Origin of the sequence: Paenibacillus nitricinens (genome assembly GCF_052056485.1) — a bacterium.
Taxonomy (GTDB): domain Bacteria; phylum Bacillota; class Bacilli; order Paenibacillales; family Paenibacillaceae; genus Paenibacillus_AQ; species Paenibacillus_AQ nitricinens.
Map to the genome: position 1 here is coordinate 1,626,439 of NZ_CP183948.1, position 23,212 is coordinate 1,649,650.

17 protein-coding genes and 1 riboswitch are annotated in these 23,212 nt (G+C 44.9%); of the genes, 13 read left to right on the forward strand and 4 right to left on the reverse strand.

What is annotated here, in order from left to right; all coding sequences use genetic code 11:
* Positions 1-498: 498 nt before the first annotated feature.
* The 3 genes from ACN6KS_RS07290 to ACN6KS_RS07300 are packed head-to-tail and all read left to right on the forward strand — an operon-like array spanning position 499 to position 6,451.
* The gene (locus ACN6KS_RS07290; protein WP_440961684.1) at positions 499-2,322 is read left to right on the forward strand and encodes a glycosyltransferase; all 1,824 of its coding nucleotides are present in this window, start codon (positions 499-501) and stop codon (positions 2,320-2,322) included.
* A 14-nt stretch (positions 2,323-2,336) separates the two neighbouring features.
* On the forward strand, positions 2,337-4,568 hold the full coding sequence (locus ACN6KS_RS07295; protein ID WP_440961685.1) for an exosporium glycoprotein BclB-related protein: 2,232 nt from the start codon (positions 2,337-2,339) through the stop codon (positions 4,566-4,568).
* 53 nt (positions 4,569-4,621) lie between these two features.
* Positions 4,622-6,451 carry an RCC1 domain-containing protein gene (locus tag ACN6KS_RS07300; RefSeq protein WP_440961686.1) on the forward strand — a complete coding sequence of 610 codons (1,830 nt, stop codon included), beginning with the start codon at positions 4,622-4,624 and terminating at the stop codon, positions 6,449-6,451.
* Positions 6,452-6,946: 495 nt separating this feature from the next.
* Here ACN6KS_RS07300 and ACN6KS_RS07305 read toward each other — a convergent pair whose 3' ends face one another.
* Together ACN6KS_RS07305 and ACN6KS_RS07310 are read right to left on the reverse strand one after the other, a co-directional pair.
* Complete coding sequence (locus tag ACN6KS_RS07305) at positions 6,947-9,532, reverse strand: FAD-dependent oxidoreductase (protein ID WP_440961687.1); 2,586 nt, start codon at positions 9,530-9,532, stop codon at positions 6,947-6,949.
* Between the two features lie 6 nt (positions 9,533-9,538).
* Positions 9,539-9,823: an ArsR/SmtB family transcription factor gene (locus ACN6KS_RS07310; RefSeq protein WP_036675735.1), complete on the reverse strand. Its 285-nt coding sequence runs from the start codon at positions 9,821-9,823 to the stop codon at positions 9,539-9,541.
* A gap of 102 nt (positions 9,824-9,925) precedes the next feature.
* Between ACN6KS_RS07310 and ACN6KS_RS07315 the strand changes: the two genes are divergently transcribed.
* From ACN6KS_RS07315 to ACN6KS_RS07330, 4 genes are all read left to right on the forward strand, one after another.
* Positions 9,926-10,246, forward strand: a complete 321-nt coding sequence (locus ACN6KS_RS07315; protein WP_440961688.1) for a rhodanese-like domain-containing protein — start codon at positions 9,926-9,928, stop codon at positions 10,244-10,246.
* Positions 10,247-10,250: 4 nt separating this feature from the next.
* Entirely contained in the window at positions 10,251-10,670 is a 420-nt protein-coding gene (locus ACN6KS_RS07320; RefSeq protein ID WP_440961689.1) for a rhodanese-like domain-containing protein, read from the forward strand.
* Positions 10,670-11,038, forward strand: coding sequence for a rhodanese-like domain-containing protein (locus ACN6KS_RS07325; protein WP_440961690.1), 369 nt, complete (start codon positions 10,670-10,672; stop codon positions 11,036-11,038). Before ACN6KS_RS07320 ends, ACN6KS_RS07325 begins: the two co-directional genes overlap by 1 nt.
* Positions 11,039-11,431: 393 nt before the next feature.
* Positions 11,432-12,109: a hypothetical protein gene (locus ACN6KS_RS07330; RefSeq protein WP_440961691.1), complete on the forward strand. Its 678-nt coding sequence runs from the start codon at positions 11,432-11,434 to the stop codon at positions 12,107-12,109.
* A gap of 5 nt (positions 12,110-12,114) precedes the next feature.
* Here the strand turns inward: ACN6KS_RS07330 and ACN6KS_RS07335 are convergent, their stop codons facing one another.
* Complete coding sequence (locus ACN6KS_RS07335; RefSeq protein ID WP_440961692.1) at positions 12,115-12,411, reverse strand: hypothetical protein; 297 nt, start codon at positions 12,409-12,411, stop codon at positions 12,115-12,117.
* Between the two features lie 296 nt (positions 12,412-12,707).
* On the opposite strand from ACN6KS_RS07335, the gene ACN6KS_RS07340 reads away from it, so the two are divergent.
* On the forward strand, positions 12,708-15,539 hold the full coding sequence (locus ACN6KS_RS07340) for a glycoside hydrolase family 3 C-terminal domain-containing protein (RefSeq protein WP_440961693.1): 2,832 nt from the start codon (positions 12,708-12,710) through the stop codon (positions 15,537-15,539).
* 38 nt (positions 15,540-15,577) lie between these two features.
* The gene (locus ACN6KS_RS07345) at positions 15,578-15,994 is read left to right on the forward strand and encodes an HIT family protein (protein ID WP_094874777.1); all 417 of its coding nucleotides are present in this window, start codon (positions 15,578-15,580) and stop codon (positions 15,992-15,994) included.
* 65 nt (positions 15,995-16,059) lie between these two features.
* Here ACN6KS_RS07345 and ACN6KS_RS07350 read toward each other — a convergent pair whose 3' ends face one another.
* Positions 16,060-16,386 (reverse strand): hypothetical protein, encoded by a 327-nt coding sequence (locus ACN6KS_RS07350; protein ID WP_440961694.1) that lies wholly within the window; start codon positions 16,384-16,386, stop codon positions 16,060-16,062.
* Between the two features lie 354 nt (positions 16,387-16,740).
* On the opposite strand from ACN6KS_RS07350, the gene ACN6KS_RS07355 reads away from it, so the two are divergent.
* The 4 genes from ACN6KS_RS07355 to ACN6KS_RS07370 all read left to right on the forward strand — a co-directional run bounded on the left by ACN6KS_RS07355 (position 16,741) and on the right by ACN6KS_RS07370 (position 23,182).
* On the forward strand, positions 16,741-21,057 hold the full coding sequence (locus ACN6KS_RS07355; protein ID WP_440961695.1) for an S-layer homology domain-containing protein: 4,317 nt from the start codon (positions 16,741-16,743) through the stop codon (positions 21,055-21,057).
* Between the two features lie 233 nt (positions 21,058-21,290).
* A riboswitch (guanidine-I (ykkC/yxkD leader) is annotated at positions 21,291-21,399 on the forward strand.
* A gap of 86 nt (positions 21,400-21,485) precedes the next feature.
* Positions 21,486-21,833: a DMT family transporter gene (locus tag ACN6KS_RS07360; protein WP_094878351.1), complete on the forward strand. Its 348-nt coding sequence runs from the start codon at positions 21,486-21,488 to the stop codon at positions 21,831-21,833.
* Positions 21,834-22,148 (forward strand): DMT family transporter, encoded by a 315-nt coding sequence (locus ACN6KS_RS07365; RefSeq protein WP_042125359.1) that lies wholly within the window; start codon positions 21,834-21,836, stop codon positions 22,146-22,148.
* A gap of 134 nt (positions 22,149-22,282) precedes the next feature.
* Entirely contained in the window at positions 22,283-23,182 is a 900-nt protein-coding gene (locus ACN6KS_RS07370; RefSeq protein ID WP_440961696.1) for an aldo/keto reductase, read from the forward strand.
* The last annotated feature ends 30 nt before the right edge of the window (positions 23,183-23,212 follow it).

The window sequence follows — 23,212 nt, forward strand, 5'->3', positions numbered from 1 at the left end:
CCATAGTTATCTAATGGTTAGTTTAGATCAAATATGAAGTGGAATTTGAGGGAGTGATCCTCAACGTTCTCCAAATAACGTTATTTTATGACAAAGGCTACCCTTAGAGGTAGCTTTTTTGTTTTCAGAGGATTGGATTAATGATCCTAAATTCTCCTGTTCATCGCACATTTAATTATAAAAAATCCATTAAATAACATATTGTCATATGACAAAAGTGATGACAACGAACACTATTTAAATGCTCTCTTTTTATATATATTGTTGGAATGACATGTTCAAGATGCAGGTAGTGGTATGAAAAAAGATGAGATAATCGATAATTTTCTTGATGTACGGGTGAGTTTTAAATAGCAACTTTAGTTGTCTTGATTGAACCACGGGTAGAATGGTAGGTTTAGGTGAATTGTCGAATGCTGGAGGAAATATGGGGCTTTAGGGAATTAATCGTATTTGGAAGCGATCTACAACTAAATCATAATGGATGGTACAAAGCGAATGAATATTAGCATTATATTGTTGGCTCAGCACTTTAACGTAACCGTACAATGTCTGGATCGAATTAAGCAATATACGTCTATGTCCTATGAACTTATTGTTGTCTCGGATAATGAATCTGCCGAAGTATCGAATTTCCTTGCTTATGAATACGGTGTTCATGTCATTCATAGCAGGAGTAAAGGGGTTGCAGCTTCATTTAATCTGGGCGCGCGGTCCGCATCGGGTGATCGTCTTGTATTTATCCGCGATCAGATCATGGTAAATGAGGGGTGGCTTGAGCAGTTGTCGGGCTGTCTGGACCATCATCCGAATGCTGCGATCGTGGGTCCGAGGATGAATGACGTTAGCGGTGGCCAAAGGATTCCGATTGTTTATCAGAACATGGAGCAACTCTATCAGTCGGCGTCAATGCTTGCCATTGGGAAATCGATGTCTTGGACCCGGGTTCCTAGGCTTGTCAGTTTGCTAATGATGATACCGCGTCGCTATTTTGAGCAGATGGGGTCCTTCGATGAGAGGTTTGAGGTTGAATCCTATGAGGACGATGATCTGTGTTATCGCGCATTATCTATGAATCTGGATATTTACATAGCGGAAGGATGCGTAGTCTTCCGGAAGGAACCTCCTTCAGTCAATCCCAATGATCCCGATTGGTACAATAACAGATTAATCTTGAATCGTGCTATGGCCATAAGTAAATGGGGATTCGATTTAACTTCGTCATTGCATTGCAGTACGCGAAAGGTCACGGTCAGCTTATGCATGATCGTGAAGAATGAAGAGCAAACCTTAGGACGTTGTTTATCCAGCGTGCGGGAGCTAGTCGATGAGATCATTATTGTGGATACGGGTTCGAGTGATGGAACCAAAGAGCTCGCGGCTTCTTATGGAGCTCGGGTTTATGATTTCGAATGGGTGAACGATTTCTCCAAAGCAAGAAATTATGCCTTCAGTCTCGCCACTCAAGAGTATCTGCTGTGGTTGGATGCGGATGATTATCTGCAGTCAGAGGATGCAGAGGCTCTAGAGTCCATTGTATCCGAATTGCCATGGGACATCGATGCCGTATCGATGCATTATTATCTCGATCGAGATAAGGACGGAAGCGTAACTTCGAGTTTAAGGCGGAATCGTCTGGTTAGACGAAGTTGTGGTTTTCGTTGGATTGGAATCGTTCATGAGTACCTGGAGGTCGAAGGCAAAGTACTCTATGCCGAGTTAGGCATAACGCATGATAGAAAGCATACGCAGTCTTCGCGTAATCTGCTTATCTATGAGGGGATGATAGAAGCGCAGGCGAGCTTCACTCCGCGGGATTTATTTTATTATGCTAACGAGTTGTATGATCACGGCGAATGGCAGCGAGCGATAGAGCAATATGATACCTTCATTGCAATGCCGGATGGCTGGATGGAGGACAAGCTGCTAGCGAGTCGGCGTGCCGCCGATGCATTGGCGCAATTAAGCCGCTTTCAAGAAGCTAAGCTTAAAGCACTTCAAGCCTTTGCATTGTCACCTCCCCGAGCAGAAGCTTGTTGCCAATTAGGGTCTTATGAGCTAGTTGAACAACGGTTCGAGAATGCTGTTTTTTGGTACAAGCTAGCCACAGAAGTTCCTAAGCCGACTGAGCCTAACGCTAGAATAGACAATTCGGCATGGACGTGGCTGCCACATCTGCAATTATGTGTTTGTTATGATCGCTTAGGTCAACACGAAGAAGCTAACTATCACAATGAATTAGCTAGGGGTTATGTACCGAAGCATCCGAGCGTCATGGCAAATCGCGATTATTTAAAGCAATACGTAACTTTATATACTTGAGGGGGATATTGTTAATGGCAAGACTAAAGAGAGCGAAGGCAAGTGGCAAGAAGAATGGGAATCAATTAGCCTACAAGAGCTCAATGGCATTTATTTTAATGAGTCAGTTAATTGCACCATTGAGCCCTGCCTTTAGTGGTATTCTACCCCGGGCAAGCGCAGCGGCTTACAGCGATGTCAATACTTCTTCATGGGCGTACCAGTATATTACCAAAGCGTCCGCATTAGGGGTAATTGAAGGAGATGGTTCAGGCAACTTCAACCCGAACCGTCCAGTCACGAATCAGGAAGCGGTAGTTATGGTGCTTAGGTTCATGGGATATGAGCAACCAAAAGAAAATGGAACGAGCCTGCCCTTCACTGTGGATTCATGGGCTACTGTATGGATACAGCAAGCCATTGATATCGGCCTAGTAATCCCAAGTGAGGAAGAGAGACCAAACACCGTCATCTGGGGAAAAGAGCAAGCAAGTCGCGAGTGGATAACACGTCTAATTATTCGTGCGGCAGGCAAGGAATCTGAGGCGATAGAGTTTAAGGATAGCAACATCGGTTTTTCGGATGCGTCAGACGCATCGGACTGGGCAGCAGGCTACATTAATGCTGCAGTAAACCGTAATGTCATTTCGGGTTTCCCTAATAATACTTTTAAACCTAAGCAGACGGCTACTCGTGCCGAGTTTGCTGCTATCTTATCTAAAACGGAAATATTTGCGAGCACGGTATCCGATCGAATTATCCATGGCTCTGTCGTCTCGATGTCGAAGAATTCTATCGAATTGTTAAGCAGCAGCGGCCAGACGTCGAAGTTCGAAATCAATACCCATTCAGTTCTGTTCGGAGACAATGGCAAGGGTGTGTTGCCTACAGGGGCATTGGTGACGCTCATCCATAATGGAGGAGTGGCTTCCTTCGTTGAAGTATTAGGAATGGTGGCAGTAGGCCAGACAGGTTCAAAAGGTGATAAGGGAGACACGGGCGCAACTGGCGCAGCAGGTCAAAACGGGTCCTCTGGCTCCAGTGGACCGCAAGGCGCTACGGGAGCAACCGGAGCAGTTGGAGCAACTGGCGCAACTGGAGCTGTAGGAGCAACCGGAGCGACTGGAGCAACCGGACCACAGGGAGTCCAAGGCATTCAAGGAGTAACTGGAGCAACCGGGGCGGCTGGAGCTAGCGGTGTAACTGGAGCAGTTGGAGCAACTGGCGCAACCGGACCACAGGGAGTCCAAGGCATTCAAGGAGTAACCGGAGCAACCGGGGCGGCTGGAGCTAGCGGTGTAACTGGAGCAGTTGGAGCAACTGGCGCAACCGGACCACAGGGAGTCCAAGGCATTCAAGGAGTAACCGGAGCAACCGGGGCGGCTGGAGCTAACGGTGTAGCTGGAGCAGTCGGAGCGACTGGAGCAACCGGACCACAGGGAGTCCAAGGCGTTCAAGGAGTAACCGGAGCAACCGGGGCGGCTGGAGCTAACGGTGTAACTGGAGCAGTTGGAGCGACTGGAGCAACCGGGGCGACTGGAGCAATCGGAGCAACCGGAGCACAGGGAGTGCAAGGCATTCAAGGAGTAACCGGAGCAACCGGGGCGGCTGGAGCTAACGGTGTAACTGGAGCAGTTGGAGCGACTGGAGCAACCGGAGCGATCGGACCACAGGGAGTGCAAGGCATTCAAGGAGTAACCGGAGCAACCGGGGCAGCTGGCGCATCAGGCGCATCAACAATAATTCCATTCTCTTCCGGAGCACCAATTACCATAAAGACAGCCTTGGGGGGATCAACCAACACAGTGGCGATGCTTGGATTTGGTAGTTCGTATTCAGGAGCTAATATAGTAGGTGGAAAAATAGATTTAACTAAAAGTAATGGTTCTGATCCTACAAAAGATCCATACAACCAAGCGTTTATCATTCCACGTAATGGTACGATTACTTCAATGTATGCTTTCTTCAGCTCAACTGTAGCAATGGCTTTAATCGGCACGACCTTAAACGTTTCAGCACAATTATTTAAAGCGGATAGTAACAGCAACATTTTTACTCCTATTAGTGGTGCAGTAGTATCCTTGGCGCCCAGTTTGACAGGAATAATATCTGTCGGATCTACTAGTAACGGATCAAGCACAGGATTAAATACTTCTGTTCAGGCTGGCGACCGCTTAATGTTAGTAGTGATCCCTACGATAACTTCGGGTCTAGACATGACAACTACACTAACAGGTTATGCGAGCGCCGGAATTGAGATTAAGTAATTCAAGATTTGGGGTTGGAACCATCCATTTTGTGTGATAGGAAGTGATTAAATATGGCAAGGAAGCTAGTTTCGATAAAAAGATTGAGCTTACTGTTGGTGTTAGTTCTTATATTTCCATTCGTCATTCAATTTCCGTCTGTGGGGTATGCAAAGGGACGCTCTTTTGAACAGGTAAAGCTGCTGGCTGCACCGGCGAATCTGGCAGTTAGCGGTACAACCTCCACAAGCATCGGCCTGACTTGGGATGCCGTAGCGGGAAGCTCTGACTCCGCTGTGAGTTATAAGGTAAGTCTAGTGGAGCAGATTAATTCTAGCGTGACCGATGTGGTCTACACCTTCGATTCAGGCGGATTAACGGAGTATACGGTGAAGGGATTAGCTTCCGACCGGAGCTATACATTTACGGTCCAAGCGATAAATTTATCCGGACCTATGTCCAAAACAAGCCTCCCTTTAATCGCAAGTACGCTTCCAGCGGAACCACAACCTCCGACAACGGAGGAAGAGGAACTCCCTTTAGCCGATCAAGAACCGCCGAGTACACCCGAGTTAAGTCTTATCGGTCGCACATCGGATAGTATTAGCTTGGCATGGAGTTCATCCGAGGATAATGTCGGAGTTGCGGAGTATGTTCTATATCAGGACTCCGATCAGTTGGCAGAAGTAACAGTAAGCACAACAGTCTACACGGCCGTCAACTTAAAGGCTGGAAAGGAGTACATCTTTTTTGTACAAGCTATAGACGAAGCGGGGAACAAATCGGCTTTTAGCAACGAGTTGAAGGTTAGTACACTTGATGATGTAAGTATGGTTGGTCCGGTTATGAGCATGGGCAACGGGAATTCCTTCCATACATTGACTGTACAGTCGGAGGGTACCGTATGGGCTTGGGGCAATAATAGGAAAGGCCAGCTCGGTGATAGTACGACCATTGCTCGTAATAAGCCTGTGCGGATTGTTGGTTTGCCGGAGATAAGCACCGCATCCGTTGGACAAGACCATTCTATCGCACTCGCGACGGACGGAACGGTTTGGACGTGGGGAGGCAATAGTGTGGGCCAGCTGGGTAATGGTACGTTGGAGTCCCAGCTCGTGCCGCAGCAAGTGCCTGGATTGGCGCATGTCTTAGCGGTTCAAGCGGGTGAGCAGCATTCGTTGGCGTTATTGTCCGATGGAACGGTGTGGGCGTGGGGACTTAACGCATATGGGCAGCTTGGAGATGGGACCACCGAGGATAGCGCATTCCCAGTGCAGGTTGCAGGCTTGGAGTCTATCGTATCGATCTCGGCCGGAGCCTTTCATAATCTAGCGGTTAGCCGCGATGGTCAGGTTTACGCCTGGGGGTTCAATGCGTATGGTCAACTCGGTGATAACACAAAGACCGACCGCGCGACTCCCGTGCAGGTTGCTGAATTAAGCGGCGTTGCGTCCGTATCTGCCGGCTTCTATCACAGTATGGCAGTGAAAAAGGACGGAACTGTATGGAGCTGGGGAACGAACGTCAAGGGGATCTTGGGTGATGGGACATCCGAAGATCATTATACTCCCGCTCAAGCGGTGGATCTGGGTTCAGTGATCAGCGTATCCGCTGGCGCCTTGCATAGTATGGCGCTGAAGAGCGACGGAACCGTATGGATATGGGGAGCGAACAACGAGGGCCAGCTCGGTGGCGGAACCGAGTCGGAGCGTTCCATCGCGTCTAAGCTCGATATTGGCAGTCGCATCGTCACTATTAGTGCAGGGTATATGAGCGGCGGTGCGGTTAGCGAGGAGGGAACCTTGCTGACTTGGGGTTACAATGGATTGGCCCAGCTTGGTAATGGCACTTATACTAATGTCATAGATCCGGTTACAATTCCACTTGTAGAAGAAACTAATTAAATTTGAAAAGTAGGGAATTCCAAGCCAAAGTGCAGTGGATTCCCTATTTTTTATATGAGGACCAAAAGAGAAAATTCTATTAATATTCATAACTTTATCACTACAGCTATCCTCATGACTGCATGACTATTAAAATGATGTATCCGAACATGTCACCTTCCGCATTTTAACTGATGGGGGAGAACAGTTCTTGCTCCGTCTTTACCCGGATAATGAACCTCGTAAGTGCCTTGTCTTACCCGAAGCTGTAACCGATTTGGAAGGGGCTTATATTACGGAAACGTCGGCGAGTGATGGACAATGGTACAGAAGGATGGAATGATCCACGCCGACTAACACAATAGAAATGTCGTTTTTCTGGATCGTGAACCGTATCCTATCAATTTTGTCAGGTGATCATATAATGAGACTAGAATGCTTCTTAACCTTCTTATTTGATAAGTAAAAAAGACTCTTCTATATAAATAGAGGAGTCTTTTTGCGGTGTTAAGGTATTTAGATAAATAGATTATGACTAGATTGATCGGCTTGACCGAGGTAATACCCAACGCCGCCAATTCCCACGCCGTCGATAAGTTCTTCACGGGTGATGCCCATAAGATCCATAGACATTTGGCAGGCAACGATCTCGACGCCTTGGTCGACAGCCATTTGAATCAATTCTTCCAAAGATGAGACATTATTGTTCTTCATTACAGAGCGGATCATTTTGGAGCCCATACCCATCATGTTCATATTCGAAAGTGTTAGCTTCCGACTGCCACGTGGCATCATCGCTCCGAACATTTTGCCGATGAAATTTTTGTTCACAGGTACTTTCTCATCCTTGCGGATAATGTTTAAGCCCCAGAAGGTAAAGAACATCGTTACTTTTTTGCCGCTGGAGGCTGCTCCATTAGCAATGATGAAGGAAGCGATCGCTTTATCCAAATCCCCGCTGAACACAACCATCGTACTTGCGTTACTAGTTTGGACGGGTTGTGATCCTGCTACTGCGGATTCTTCGCTCAATCCTTTGCACAGATAAGCTTCGATCATGCCCGTAGGCAGCTTCGTTAATTGCAAAAGCGTGTGCTTAGACATACGAGCCCATGCCTTGATATCTTCATAGAATCCTGGATCGGAAGCCGTTACCTTTAAGACTTGGCCGTCCAAGAGCGGGTCCATGCTCATTTTGACTTGGATCAACGGCCCAGGGCAGCATAGGCCGCAAGCATCAAGTACGGAATCAGGTGTTAGATTCCATTCTTGGTTGGCAGTGGCGGATACAGATACGCTGGAGTTGGATGCGAAAGCTGTAGCGTTGGTATTGGCTGCAGCAGTGCTAGTCCCAGTACCATTGCTAGTGTCAGTTCCCGTCGGTGCTCCCGTTGCTGCGATTTCTTTACGGGCTGCTGAAATACCTGCGTTTGGCGTCAAACTATCTTTTTTTTTAGGCGAATAATTACTCAGTTGATATGTCTTATAGCCTCCGGCCAGATTCTTCACACGGAAACCCTTTTGCTGCAAAATCCGGGAAGCGGTATAGCCTCTAAGTCCAACTTGGCAATACACCCAAATTTCTTTACTAGGGTCAAGCTCGGCTAGACGACCACGCAGATCATCTACAGGGATGTTACTAGAGCCTTCAATATGGCCGTTGGCATGCTCGATTTCCGAACGTACGTCAACTAAAATGGTATTGTTGTTGTCACGACCTTCTAAATCCTTAGGAACGAATACTGTGGTCATACCTTTCAAAATATTTTCAGCGGCAAAGCCAGCCATATTCACTGGATCTTTAGCGGAAGAGTAAGGAGGGGCATAAGAAAGCTCCAATTCCGTTAAATCAGTAACCGTACCTCTAAAACGAATCACTGTAGCGATATCGTCGATACGTTTATCTACTCCACTATAACCAACAGCTTGTGCACCGAGCACCGTACCTTTTGGATCAAAAATCAGCTTCATTGATATTGGAGTTGCCCCCGGATAATAAGTTGCATGAGAGCTTGGATGTACGTAAATCACGTGATAAGGTAAGCCTAAACGCTGAAGTGTTTTTTCATTATTACCGGTAGAAGCACCTGTCACACCAAATACTTTAATGATAGAAGTTCCTTGGGAGCCTTTGTAAGTCGTACCTAGACCGCTAACGTTGTCCGCTGCAATCCGTCCTTGCTTATTGGCAGGGCCTGCTAGTGGAATGGCGGTTTTAGTTCCGTTTACGAAATCAACCACCTCGACCGCGTCACCAACTGCGTATACCTGATCCAAATTTGTTTCCATGCGCTCGTTGACCAAGATATGCCCGCGTGGACCGAACTCTAAACCACTATCCTTCAGGAAAGAGGTATCCGGCGAAACGCCGATAGCCAGCAGAACCATATCACTTTGCAGCACAGTGCCACTCGCTAATTGAACTTCTATTTGTTCGCCAACTTCTGCAAACCCTTGGACCATATCCGAAAAAATAAGATTAACGCCATGCTCGTCGAGCTCTTTTGCCAAAATAGAAGACATTTCGGTATCGAAAGGAGCTAAGATTTGCGGGCCTGCCTCAATTAAGGAAACTTCCAGTCCAGCTTCTCTCAAGTTCTCAGCCATTTCAACACCGATAAACCCACCACCGATCACAACGGCGGAACGAGTACCTTCGGCAGCGACTTTGGTTTTGATTTTGTCAGTGTCGGGAATGTTACGAAGCATGTGAATTTTGGAGTTCTCGATACCAGGTAAATTCGGACGAATCGGTTTAGCGCCTGGCGATAAAATAAGCGCATCATAACTCTCTTCATAGGAACCGCGTTCCTTGCTTTCCACTCGTACTTTCTTGTTTACAGGGTCGATAGACACCACTTCGCTTTCAATCCGAACATCGATGTTAAAACGTTTATGCATCGCCTCAGGTGTCTGAACCAGCAGCTTGGAGCGATCCTGAATGGAACCTCCGATATAATAAGGTAGTCCGCAATTAGCAAAAGAAATGTATGGATCACGCTCAAACATAACGATATGAGCCTCTTCATCTAATCTCCGAAGCCTGGCGGCCGCTGATGCGCCTCCTGCAACTCCACCGACAATCAGTACTTTTTTACTCATGATGATTTATTCCTCCCCAAGAAATAGCTGAATTAAATGTTTGATCTTCTCGTCTTTCACAGAATAGTTAATTTCAAGTCCATTACGTTCGGTCTCCACAATGCCAAGCGATCTAAGCTTCTGCAAATGTTGGGATACCGTAGATTGTGGAAGGTCGAGACAGTCCTGCATAAAACTAACGTTGCAGCTGCCTTTTTCAAGCAATCCTTTAATGATGCACAAGCGAACGGGATGAGCGATAGCCTTTAAGGTTTCGGCGGTTTGGTTATAGGCTTTGAAATTTTTGTCCATGGTTATGAACTCCTCGCTTTACAATATCCTTATATCGTAATATTATGATATAGTGATATGAAAATCAAGTTATTTTTTAAAAAAGAGAAGGAGAGATGCTCGATGTCTTTTAAAATTTCAAAGGAAATTACCCCGCAGCAAGTCGCGGAACTTCTGAAGAATGGAGAGACTCCTACGCTGCTGGATGTACGTGAACCCGCTGAATATGTGGAAGGACATGTGATTGGTGCTAAGCATATTCCGATTGGACAGCTGTTAATGCGTATAGATGAACTAGATCCTAATGAAGAGATGATTGTGATGTGTCTAAGTGGTGGTCGAAGTGGACTGGCGTGTGAGTTGCTGAGCGAAAAGGGATATAATGTTGTGAATATGATGGGTGGATTAAGTGGTTGGACGGATGATTTTTTGGTACGGGGGTAATCGCATGAATATGGTGTTTAGGATCCTACTAAGTATATTAATTGCTTTTAGTATTGTAAGGTTCTTACGTTCCGTTTGGCCAGTGCGCTCACTCTCCTATGTAGAAGCCCGCGACGTTCGCGAATTAGCAGATCAAACATTGGATATGAAAATGCTCGATGTGAGGGATGCTGTAGATTATGAGAAGGAAAATATCCGTGGCTCGATAAATATATCGATCGGGCGGTTAGCCTATGTCTGGCAGCACTGTCTATCTCCGGACGATTCGATTCTAATTCTTGCTGATAGTTACTATAAAAGAAACAAAGCTGCGAGAATTCTTTATAAGCAGGGCTTTCGAAAGTTATATACGGTAAATGGTGATTTTTTAGGAAGTAAAAGAACACTCTCCGACATTTCGGTGAAAGGTTGTTGTGAAGGATAATGGATTTAAGCTCATTAATGTCCCGTCTCGGATTTGGCAAAAACGAAAGTGTAAATGTTAGGGTAAGAACCTTGAAGGTGGTAGAGTTTCGTAGCGAATTGGAGCAATCCAAAAATAAGCTGCTGATCGATGTCCGTGAACCGGATGAATACAAGAGTGGATTTATTGCGGGGGCGAAAAACATCCCGCTGTCTCAGTTGGAAAAGCGGCTCGGTGAGATCCCGAAGGATCGGGATGTGTTACTCTACTGCCGCAGCGGTATGCGAAGCAAAAGCGCAGCGTCGATTCTGAGTAAGCAGGGGTATACTCGGCTTGCACATTTGCAGGGTGGGGTAAGCAGCTGGGATGGGAAGTTGAGTCGACGGTAGGCTTTAGGGGATTTCGTACTGAGCATAGTTCACCTGAGGTAGCTTTAACGTACTTAAACCAATTAGCTTTTTTAATGGAACTGAATGCTATGGTGAGGCAAATGTAGATGGATTACTCTAACTGTGCTAACTAGGTTAGTTAGCACTAATTTAACTTACTGTAACTGAACTGCTGTAGTGAGCTAACTTAGCTGACCTTACTTTATCGCTACGTACTTTAAACTAATTAGCTTTTTTGCTGGATAAGTTTTATTTAGCTGGATCTAGTGTTGGCTGTTGAGTGTTATTGACAGTATTAGAAAGTGAATACTATACTTTTGAGTAATAGGATGAAGCACGTCCCGTACCCATATTGGGTGCGGGATTTTTTTATGCCAAGGAGGAGTGTAAAGTATGGGATTTGCGGAAGAGCATCGTAAGTGGGTGGAGGATCATATTAGTCGAAGAACAGGAGAACGTCGGGGGAGATTGGAGCGGGGACATGGCCATGGTGAGCGGATGTTTTTGGAGAAAGTATGGTGGCCTATGATGGGGCATTTCAATGACCTTCATCCTGAATATGAAGTGGTGGATTGGCGTAGCAAGTCCTACTTTGTTGATTTTGTGTGGAAGCCTGGACAGGTTAAGTTTGCATTTGAAGTAAAGGGCTACGGCCCACATGTGCAAAATACAGACCGAACGCGCTACAGGCAGGAGCTGAATCGAGAGACTTATCTGCAAATCGCGGGTTATCGGGTGGTCGCTATTCCTTATGATGATCTGGATGCGAGTCCTGAACTTACGATTACTTTGTTAAGACCATTGCTGATGCCGTACCTCGCTGTGAAGATGGAGGAGAAAAGGGAGTTTAGCCGACTGGAACGTGATATTTTACGGATTGCTGTGCGTTCGAATGGGTGCATCCGGCCGGTTGATTTGGTGAGGGAGCTTGGGATTCACCCACGGACGGCTAAAAAAGGGTTGAGTGCTCTCTGCGATAAAGGAAAGTTTTTCCCCATAGTTTCTCAAGAGAGTGGCATAGTTTGCAGATATGAATATATCCATTCTTTCAAGGATTTTCAGCTATGGTGAGGTAACTAAATGCCTTGGATATCGACTAAAAGGCTGGAATCAGGCAAAAGGAAGGCACAAATTCCTTGGATATCGCCTAAAAGGCAGGAATCCGGCGAAAGGAAGGCATAAATGCCTTGGATATCGCCTAAAAGGCTGGAATCAGGCAAAAGGAAGGCACAAATGCCTTGGATATCGCCTAAAAGGCTGGAATCAGGCAAAAGGAAGGCACAAATGCCTTGGATATCGCCTAAAAGGCTGGAATCAGGCAAAAAGAAGGCACAAATGCCTTGGATATCGCCTAAAAGGCTGGAATCCGGCAAAAGGAAGGCACAAATGCCTTGGATATCGCCTAAAAGGCAGGAATCCGGCGAAAGGAAGGCACAATTGCCCTAAATCAGCCCCCGGCCCTAACTCGTACTTTCACTTATGGATACGGGCGAGCGAAGCCCCCCATAAATCTCTAATTTTGACCTGATTTTCGCTTAGATTGTTAAGGTGTTACTTATCGAGCTAATCTTCTATGATTAGGTTGATAGACCAGATTTGTGTTAAACACAGATAACTACCTCGAGAACATATGAAACCGCTATCAACTTGAATCGAAGGAGCGATTTTGATGGAAACAGTGACATCTAAATATCCATTTCAACAGATTGATTTACCCTTAAATGACCGAGTGCAGGATTTGATCTCCAGATTAACGCTAGATGAAAAAGTAAGTCTGATCCCTCAGTACCAAGCGGCCATAGAGCGTTTAGGCGTTGGAGCGTATAAACACGGTACAGAAGCGGCACACGGAATCTCCTGGCTTGGAAAAGCGACCTCTTTTCCTCAGCCGAGCGGACTGGCTTGTACCTGGAACCCAGAGCTAATGAAGGAAATCGGCTCGGCCATTGGAGATGAAGCAAGAGCATTTTACAAAAAGAATCCAACGGTGAATGGCCTGACGTTATGGGCACCAACGGTGGATATGGAGCGTGACCCGCGGTGGGGTAGAACGGAAGAAGCTTACGGTGAAGATCCAGAATTAACTGGACAACTCAGTACATCTCTTGTTCAAGGAATCCAAGGCGATCACCCGGTGTATTTGAAAGCGGTCGCAACGCTTAAGCACTTCCTAGGGAACAACAACGAGATCGAACGAGGAAACTGTTCCGCCAGCATCGACCCGAGAAATATGCGCGAGTATTATCTGGAAGCATTTAAGCCTGCTTTTCAAGAAGGAGGCGCACAGTCCATGATGACCGCTTATAACTCGGTGAATGGCGTGCCTGTTATTCTTCACCCAGCAGTGATGGATGTTGTCAAAGGCGAATGGGACATGGACGGTTTTATCGTAAGTGATGCCGGCGATCTTTTTGGGATTGTGAAGGATCATAAGTATTATGAATCATTTGCACAGTCGATGGCTGAGTCTATCAAAAACGGAATTGACAGCGTAACAGAAGAAACCGAAGAGACGATCAAGGTTCTTCATGAAGCACTAGACCAAGGCCTACTAGTAGAGGAAGATATGGATCGTGCACTAACTAACACATTTAGAGTTCGTTTCCGTCTGGGAGAGTTTGACCCGGCTGAAGGGAACCCATACGCAGCAATCGACGATTCCGTTATTCTTAACAAAAAACATGCCGCACTGTCCATGGAAGCTGCCAAACAATCCATTGTGCTGCTGAAGAATGAGCAAGCTACTTTGCCATTGAATAAGACCGAATTAAACAAAGTGGCGATTATTGGTCCGCTTGGTGATGAAGCATTCAGAGACTGGTATTCCGGCACATTACCTTATGGAGTGACTCCGCTGCAGGGTGTTAGCAAAAAGCTGCCTGGTAAACACGTTACTTTTGAGAGTGGCGCAGATCAGATCATTCTTACCTCAGCCGCAAGCGGTCAAGCCATTGGAATTACGGGCGAGGACGGAAGGCTGGCTGTTCAGCATGATACGACAGAGCACGGAGAATTGTTTCAACATACGGCATGGGGCTGGACCAGTAATACGCTGAAGGCGACGAGTCGTGGACAATATGTAACTTTAAGCGAATCGGAGACTCTTACAGCATCTGCGGACGAAATTTACGGGTGGTTTGTAAAAGAATCCATTAACATCGTACCTGAAACCAAGGATACGGTATCTTTGCGGACTTGGAATGACAAACTGATCTCCGTAAATCCGGAGGATGGCAAGCTGCAGGTTGCTGATCAGGATGCAAGTGCGGACGCTCGTCTTTTTAAAAAGAACATCGTTACAAACGGACTGGACGCTGCGGTAGAAGCTGCCAAAGCAGCTGAAGTGGCAGTGGTTTTTGTCGGTAATCATCCACTTCTTAACGGAAAAGAAGAAATCGACAGACCCGATATTGTGCTTCCAGAGGAGCAGGAGCGCCTGGTCAAAGCAGTCTATGAAGCGAATCCGAATACAGTGGTAGTTATTGTCGGCAGTTATCCGATTTCATCCACTTGGATTGACGAGAATATCCCGGCAGTTTTGTATACATCCCACAGTGGACAAGAGCTGGGCAATGCGGTTGCAGAAGTGTTGTTCGGAGATTACAGTCCTTCCGGCAAACTGAATATGACTTGGTTCCGTTCTGTGGAGCAGCTGCCTGAGCTGATGGATTATGATATTATCAAAGGTAAACGAACCTATATGTACTTTGACGGTAAGCCATTGTATCCTTTTGGTCACGGCCTAAGTTATGCTGAAGTGAATTACAAGAATCTAAATTTGAACACAAAAGAACTGCAGCAAGAAGATAGGCTTAACATTTCCGTCCAAGTGGATAATACTGGAGCAGTTGATGGGGATGAGGTTGTTCAGTTATTTGTGCAAGCTTTGAATTCCCGGGTTAAACGTCCGATTAAACAGTTGAAAGGCTTTGAAAAAGTGAGTATCGCCGCAGGTCAATCGCGTACAATAGAGTTTGTTCTACCAGTCTCCGAGCTGGCATTCTGGGATGTCACACGTGAGCAATATTGCGTCGAAAATGGAGAATACACGATTCTGATTGGTCGTTCTTCTGCTGATATTAAATTATCTTCAGTAGTAACGGTGAAAGGGGACATCATTCCTTCCCGGAATTTATATAACAACACCAAAGCAGAGAACTATGATGACTACGAAGGTGTATATCTGGACGAATGCAAAGCAGGCGGGGCTTCGGTATATCCGGTAAAAGAGGGCGCTTGGATCGCTTTTAATGACGTATTGTTCGATCATGGAGCAGTAGCAATTGAAGCTCTGGTCTCCTCCGCAAAAGGTGGCAGCATTGAGATCAGAACCGGAAGCGCAGCTGGGAAACTGGCTGGAACCGTGACCGTCCCTTCTGGTGGAGTTCTGCAACAGTGGAGCACATTGAAAGGCGAAGTATCCGTGGAGACAGGTACTAGCGATGTTTATGTAGTTTTTAACGGCGAGGTGCTTCTCAGCCGGTTTGAATTTAAACAATAATAGAGATGACCTTTGATTATGGGATGGAGTGTGCACATATGGAGTGCTTGGGATGTCGGATTGCTAACGGAATTGAGTCTAACGTAAAGGTAGTATATGAGAATGAATTTATTACTTGTGTGCTAGATATAGCTCCGTTTAATGAAGGGCATACTCTGATCCTTCCTAAAAAGCATTACTGGGATCTCGAAGAAATCGACTCAGAGACTTCCTATGCGATAATGGACGGGGCGAAGAGGCTGTCAGTTGTTCTGAAGACTTTGTTCGAACCAGATGGCATAAGCATTTGCCAAAATGGCGGAAAGTTTAACGATTTGACCCACTATCATATGCACATCATCCCTAGATACGAAGGCGATGGATTTGTTTGGAGTGAACCACTACACCCGCACGGTGCTGAGAAGTTTTTGAGTCAGACGCAAAGAAAGATTCTTGACGTATTAAAAGAGGACTAAACATAAAAAGGGCATTCCTGAAGTAATATCAGGAATGCCCTTTCCTTTTGTTATAGAGTAACACTCTAATCACATCCGCCACCGCCACCAGCATCTCCGCCACCGAAATCTCCCCCGCTGCTGTGCCCGCTATCCCCGCCCCAGCTATGACCGCTGTCATGCCCAGAATGGTGATGGGAGCCACCCCCGTGATGGTGTTGATGATGATTAGAATGATTCGAATTATTTGGATCCAGCAGATCTGGATGGCTAGCTGCCATAAAAGACATGCTGGCGGCATCATCACGTCTATTTCCCTCAAATCTGTTGCTGTTCGAGCTTGAACCATTACGAACTACGGATTGTATGATTATAAATACAATAACTCCAATAAACAGTATCCCAAAGACCATTAGATCGCCCTCCTAGTTATTCATTATAAGCTGTATTCTCTTAAATTGTACCATAATATTGAAAAAATGGATTTAAAAAAGTGTGGAAGGCTAGTTGATTTGATTCGCTGATGCTACCAAAAAGAGGAAAATAGTCTCGGCATGGATTTGTTCTCAATGGTTAATCAATCTCAGTGCCTTGGCTATCAGTGTTGTGGGAAGATGTTCTACAAGGGCTCTGCTTCTTTATAGTTTAATTTTTGGATTACGAACTCTGTCAAGAGGTCAGGGTCCTAAATTGAAGTAGAAAATATTGGTATTCTATAGTATTATCAAATTTGCTAGAATTACAAAAAAATACAAGGGGCGCCGCACATGAAACAGGGGAAGAATTATTTCATTTTACTTTTATTATTTATTTTACTGATTAACTCACTGGGAGTTGGGGTTCCCACCGCCAGTGCAGATTCCTCACCGGCGTCGCTAGAACTCGAGCTTCCTGCTAATTTGACGGACTGGGTATTAGATGAAAATGCAGGTTATATCTATGCCATCTCTAGTGCGGAAAATAATCTCTATTTTATTCGGCTTAGTGATCTTAAGATTGAGAAAACGCTGAATGTAGGTTCGAACCCTTATTATATTGCAAAGGATGGGCAATCTTTGCAGATTGCGCTTTCCGGAGCGACGATGATAAAAACGGTTAACCTCTCCACTCAACAAATTTCGGACACAATCATAACAAAAACAGTACCTAATGCGGTTGCTGCTACTTCCACTCATCTTTTCTACGGGACTGGTGATGGGAAAATCTACAAATATGATAAGGTAACTCGAACGAGCAGCTTATTATTCACTGATTTTATGACGAATAATATTACTCTAGCAGTTGATGAGTCTTCCAATACACTTTATGTTGGTGAATTATCCTCATATGCTGGGATCAAGGCTATAAACGCTGAAACCGGAGCATTACTCAGTCAGGACATTGATGACAATATGGAAATTGGTGGCTCTTCTATTTCTCTCAAGCATATATTTATTGATGATCAATTCGTATATTTTGGTGGGCATCAGTTCAATAAAAGGAATTTGATAGAGACCACTGGTACTTATTCAAGAACGAATGACGATTATACTTATCTCGAAGCTGTAATTTTGGATGTATCTGACGCCTATGTTCTTACTACACAAGGAGTGTACGATAAATATACATATACTCCGTTAGTTCTATTTCCTTCTAACAAAAGGTTTGCTTTGCTCGACTCGAACGGCTATGCGTTTCTTGGAGGCATAGAGAATTGGTATGATGATGCAAAAAAGATTAGTCGAATCGATCTTACGATACCACAAAGAATAACTGCAAACCTTACCACGGATTCTTATTCTATTAAAAGCGATCAAATGATTACGGATTGGGCTACTACGGACAAGTCTCCGTATATTTATGCCATTGTTGCAAGCACCAATGAACTTGTTGTTATCAATAAGGAAGATTTGAGTGTAGTAAAGAAGATGTTTATTGGTTCAAACCCAACTGACATAAAAATTTTCAATAACAAAGTTTATGTCATCTTTAAGGGTGAAAATCATATCAATATTATGGATTTGGAAGGTGGTATTCCATCAGAAGCAGCCACTGCCAAAATCACCACTAAGCACTTCCCGTTTGAAGTCTATCCTGATAACAATAATCGGATTTTGTATAATAGCGGGGTATTTGATGGTGGCATCAGCGTGACATCGTCTGTCTATAGCAATGTTACAGATGCGGTGTACAATGAAAAAAGTGCAGGGATTTATAATTCAGACAGTTACACACTAGACCTAGATCAAAAGATCCTCTATGGCGTAGATAGTTTCTCCCTCTATAAATATAACAGTCAAAATTTCAAGTTAAATGAAAGACAAGAGATACAAAGTGGTTATTATAATTCCAATATCCTCCTGGATGAAAACAATTTATATTATGGGAGTCGTAGGATCGATGCAACCCAAACATCCATATTATATGGAACCTATCCAGAAAAAATTATTTATGCTCGTGGCAGTCTTGTGTTTAGTAACAGAGCCGTCTACGACAGAGACAGCTTTACTAAAATTCATGATTTATTGATGTACATGCAACACGCATATGTTGATACAGATCAAACTATTTTTATATCTAGTAATAACCGATTATATAAATTTCATAGCTTTGGAGAGATGCAGACAGTCATGAATGAGGCTCGCCTTCCTTCTAATGCTGTTTTTGTGGATGAAAATTTAACCTCCGGTATAATTGACGGATATCTGTCCTTTGAACCTCCGGCTGATCAGGATGGGATTACGGGTTATGCCGCATATTATCTTGATCAGAATGGAAATAAACTTAAGCAAGTAGGAATATATAAGAACTCAGAATTATCAACGGATTCATTCTTAGTTTATGAAATATCATATTCGAGCCTGCCGACTGGAGCAGTAAGTATTGGGCTTTATCCGGTTGTCGGTATTAACAATTATGGCAGTGAGGGGACACTTGATATTCATATTTCGGCCCCTATCTATGATGCACCAAGTTATCTGCCTGTGGACTTATCAATTACAGATACGAATTCGGACATCAATATATTTACAGGTACAGTGACATGGAAACCTGGAACAGCTGAACTACCAGGTGCCCGTTATTCCTTATATTTTATTAACGAAGAAGGTGCGCTTGGAGATGCCATCGCTATTGTTAATGGTGGGCAAAAGAGTTACTCTCTTACTATTTCCGAAAGAAATGTGCCGGAGGAAGCTTTAGCACTCGGTGTTTTCACGGAAAATGATGATTTCATTCCTCCTTTCTATAGCAGGGCAATACTTGAAGATAAAGTGACAGCGGATATCCTGGTATCGTCCATTACTGTACATAAATACCAGGTGCAAGCGGATAACATCGTTGTGAATAACCTGGTTGCTGGAGATATCGTTCGAGTTTACAATGAACGACTTACCCGCTTACTAGGTTACGGGATCGTTGATCCGGACAAGACTACTATTACGATTACTATTATTAACATTGGATATCCGGGGGAGAAACTCCTTATAACTAGGCAATCATCTAAGAAAATTGAAAGTATGGGGACTTTAGTCGTTGTACCTCCTATTACAAATGATAGCGGCGGCGGAACTGGTGGCGGCGGAACTGGTGGCGGTGGAACTGGTGGCGGCGGCGGAACTGGTGACGGAGGAACTGGTGGCGGAGGAACTGGTGGCGGTGGAACTGGTGGTGGCGGCGGCACTGGTGACGGAGGAACTGGTGGCGGAGGAACTGGTGGCGGAGGAACTGGTGGCGGCGGAACTGGCGGCGGCGGAACTGGTGGCGGAGGAACTGGTGGCGGAGGAACTGGTGGCGGCGGAACTGGTGGCGGCGGAACTGGCGGCGGTGGAACTGGCGGCGGTGGAACTGATAGCGGTGGCAGCACGGGTGCGGTCCCTACTGACAGTGCCAAGGTAGTAACAACAATCAAAGAAAACATAGATGGAACCCGCTCGTCTTTGACTGAAGTAGCAGCTGAATTTATTTCAAAGGCAATGAACGATCCTGAATTTAAGAAAAATCCGTTAATCATTATTAAGGCTGATGAAAAAACGGCAACTCAGAGCAGCCAATTCCAGATAGATTTAAGTTTGTTAACAAATATTAATAATAACTCGAAGGAAGCTGTACTTATTCTGGAATCATCATCGGGCAAGCTTCAGCTTCCTGTAAATTCATTGTTCTCGGCAATTTCCGGGTACAGTGGTTCGGAGCAGAGGGTCGTCATTACGATTGCTCAAGCTGCAAGCGACTACAAAGCCAAATTGACTACTCAACTAAGCAACTCTACTAGTATTACGTTGGGATATCCAATGGAGTATCAGGTTAAGCTGATTGGAAGCGGTCAGGATCGCATTCTTTCCAGTTTCTCTGATTATGTCAGTCATATGATGAAATTCAACGTAAACCAAGATGCAAAGGCCGTCTATACAGGTCTAACTTATGATCTGGTCACTGAGACCTACGTTCCTGTTCCGACCACCTGGGAATGGAAGGATGGAGTTTTGCAGGTGACTATGAAGCGTAAGGGGAATTCTGTATATACTGTTGTTCAAAACCATGCTCAATTTAATGATTTGAATAACAGCAATCCATTTAAAGACAGTATCTTAGCTTTAGCTAACCGAAGTATCATTAAAGGTTATTCTGATGGAAGTTTCAAAGCAGAATCGGTTGTCACGCGTGCTGAATTTGCCGCCATGCTTAATCGTGCCTTAGGTATTATGCCGAAGCTTCAGGCTTCTAAAAGCTTTAAGGATGTTAAGAATGGAGTTTGGTATTCGTCGCAGGTAAATGCAGCCGTCGACGCTGGCCTCATAAACGGCTTTGCGGATGGGAATTTCCGCCCGAGTCAAGAAATTACGCATCAAGAGATGATTGTTATGCTGGTCAACGCGCTGAAGTATGGCAAAACGGACACTACAGTAAATAAAACCTCTTCACCTGTGTTGCCTGATAAATTGCCGGATTGGGTAAAGCCTTATTATGTTATTGCCCAAGATAATGAAATATTGCCGACGAACAGTCCATTTCAATTTCAGGCGGGTAAGAAAACTGAGCGTCAAGAAAGTGCGTTGCTATTGTACCAATTGATGAAGGTACTGAAGCTTACAAATGCCGAATAAAGAAGTCGGTGAATTGTGGGTTTTCTGGTTCACATCTCGTTCTATAGGCATTGAATTAAAGTGAAAGACACCCTCAAGGTGTCTTTTTTGTTGTCTATATGGCACTTTCAGAAGAAGCATGTAAATTTAATTGCTTGGAATGTAATGTACTCACCAATAATTCTGGTCAGAATTTTATATAGAAAGGGTTGATTTTATCACCCCGATTTGCTACCATACGATGTAACTTAATAGTTATTGTTTTCTAGGGTTCCGCAGCTGGTGCACAGCTGGTCTGGTCCGAGGGAAAACGCACGAACAGCATCGTTCGTGTTTACACGGAGGGATAAAAGCCCGGGAGGTATCGTTATAAATGACGATGACCTTCCGGGCTTATTTGTTTGTTTCGTGGGCAATTATAAAGTTAGTGAATTGAAGGAGGGCTTGGAATGAAGAACAACAATTCAGAGTGGTTAAAGGTAGTTGGTGCAGCTGTTTTCGAGGTCATGTGGGTCATTGGCTTAAAACATGCCTCCACGATGTGGGAGTGGCTGATAACTGTGGTAGCTATAATAATAAGCTTCTATGTGATGATTTCAGCGAGTACCAAATTGCCGGTCGGTACAGTATACTCCGTGTTTGTTGGTCTAGGAACTGCAGGTACAGTAGTTGCGGACATGGTTTTATTCGGAGAACCGTTCAAGTTGATGAAGCTGGTTCTGGTGGTTATTTTGCTGGCAGGCGTTATAGGATTGAAAATGGTGACCAAAGAAGCCGAAGTAAAGGGGGAGTCTTAAATGGCATGGGTATTTCTGGTCGTTGCTGGTTTATTTGAAATGTTTGGAGTAGCTATGATTAATAGGTTGAATAAACACCGGAATTTCTTGTCGTTCGCACTGCTCTTTCTTGGTTTCGGAGCAAGTTTTCTGTTTCTGTCTTTAGCTATGAAGAGTCTGCCGATGGGAACAGCATATGCGGTATGGACGGGGATCGGCGCATCCGGCGGAGCGATTCTGGGGATGATATTGTATGGAGAGGCCAAAGACTGGCGCCGGATCGTCTGTATTATTATGATTCTGGGGGCCGCTGTGGGACTAAAGCTGATAGCTTAGTTTAGTATTCATTCTTTACTTTTTCTCTTCAAAAGAGCGATTAGTTATAAATTGGACACGATTCAGATGTTTAGAAAGGTTCTTATAGGTCGTATAAAGTAAGTATACAATACTTCAATAAGGGGATTTTTAATATGACTAAGGATTCAATCGAACATTTGGCTGAAATCACAAAAATGAACCAATCTAACCGCATACTGCTTCCAGATGGAACGTCACTTCCCAGAATTGGGCAGGGAACTTGGAATATGGGTGACGACCATTCCCGTAGGGAGGAAGAGATTGCTGCCCTGCGATTAGGCGTGGAACTAGGCATGGATTTAATAGATACGGCTGAGATGTATGGGGACGGACGCTCGGAGCTTTTAGTGGGTGAGGCTATCCAAGGCATTCGGGATCAAGTTTTCTTGGTGTCAAAAGTCTATCCGCATAATGCCGGTAGTGAGCGCCTTATCCGCAGCTGTGAAGAAAGCTTGAAACGCTTGAATACGGATCATCTTGATCTTTATTTGCTGCATTGGCGGGGGGATATCCCACTAGAAGAGACTGTTGTAGGAATGGAGAAACTGGTCTCTCAAGGAAAAATAGCAAGATGGGGTGTATCCAATTTCGATATCGACGATATGAAAGAGCTGCTTGGTATTGAAGGGGGAACTCATTGTGCAACCAATCAGATTCTATATCATCTAGGGTCCAGAGGAATTGAAACTGAACTGCTGCCATGGCAGAGAAGTCACAAGATCCCGGTAATGGCTTACTCACCGCTTGCTCAAGCAGGTTCACTCCGAAAAGGAGTGGTCGAGAGTGAAGTCGTTCAGGAAATCGCCCGTGTTCATAACGTAACACCACTTCAGATTATGTTAGCTTGGACGATTCGCGAAGAGGATATCATTACGATTCCAAAAGCATCTTCTCGTGAACATGTCATTGAGAATGCCTCTGCAGGTTTAATTACGCTAAGTGAAGAAGAAAGATGGAAGCTTGATGAAGCCTTCCCAATACCATCTTGGAAAGTTCCGCTGGATATAATTTAAGATCAGATTAGCCAAAAAAGCTCACCGAAA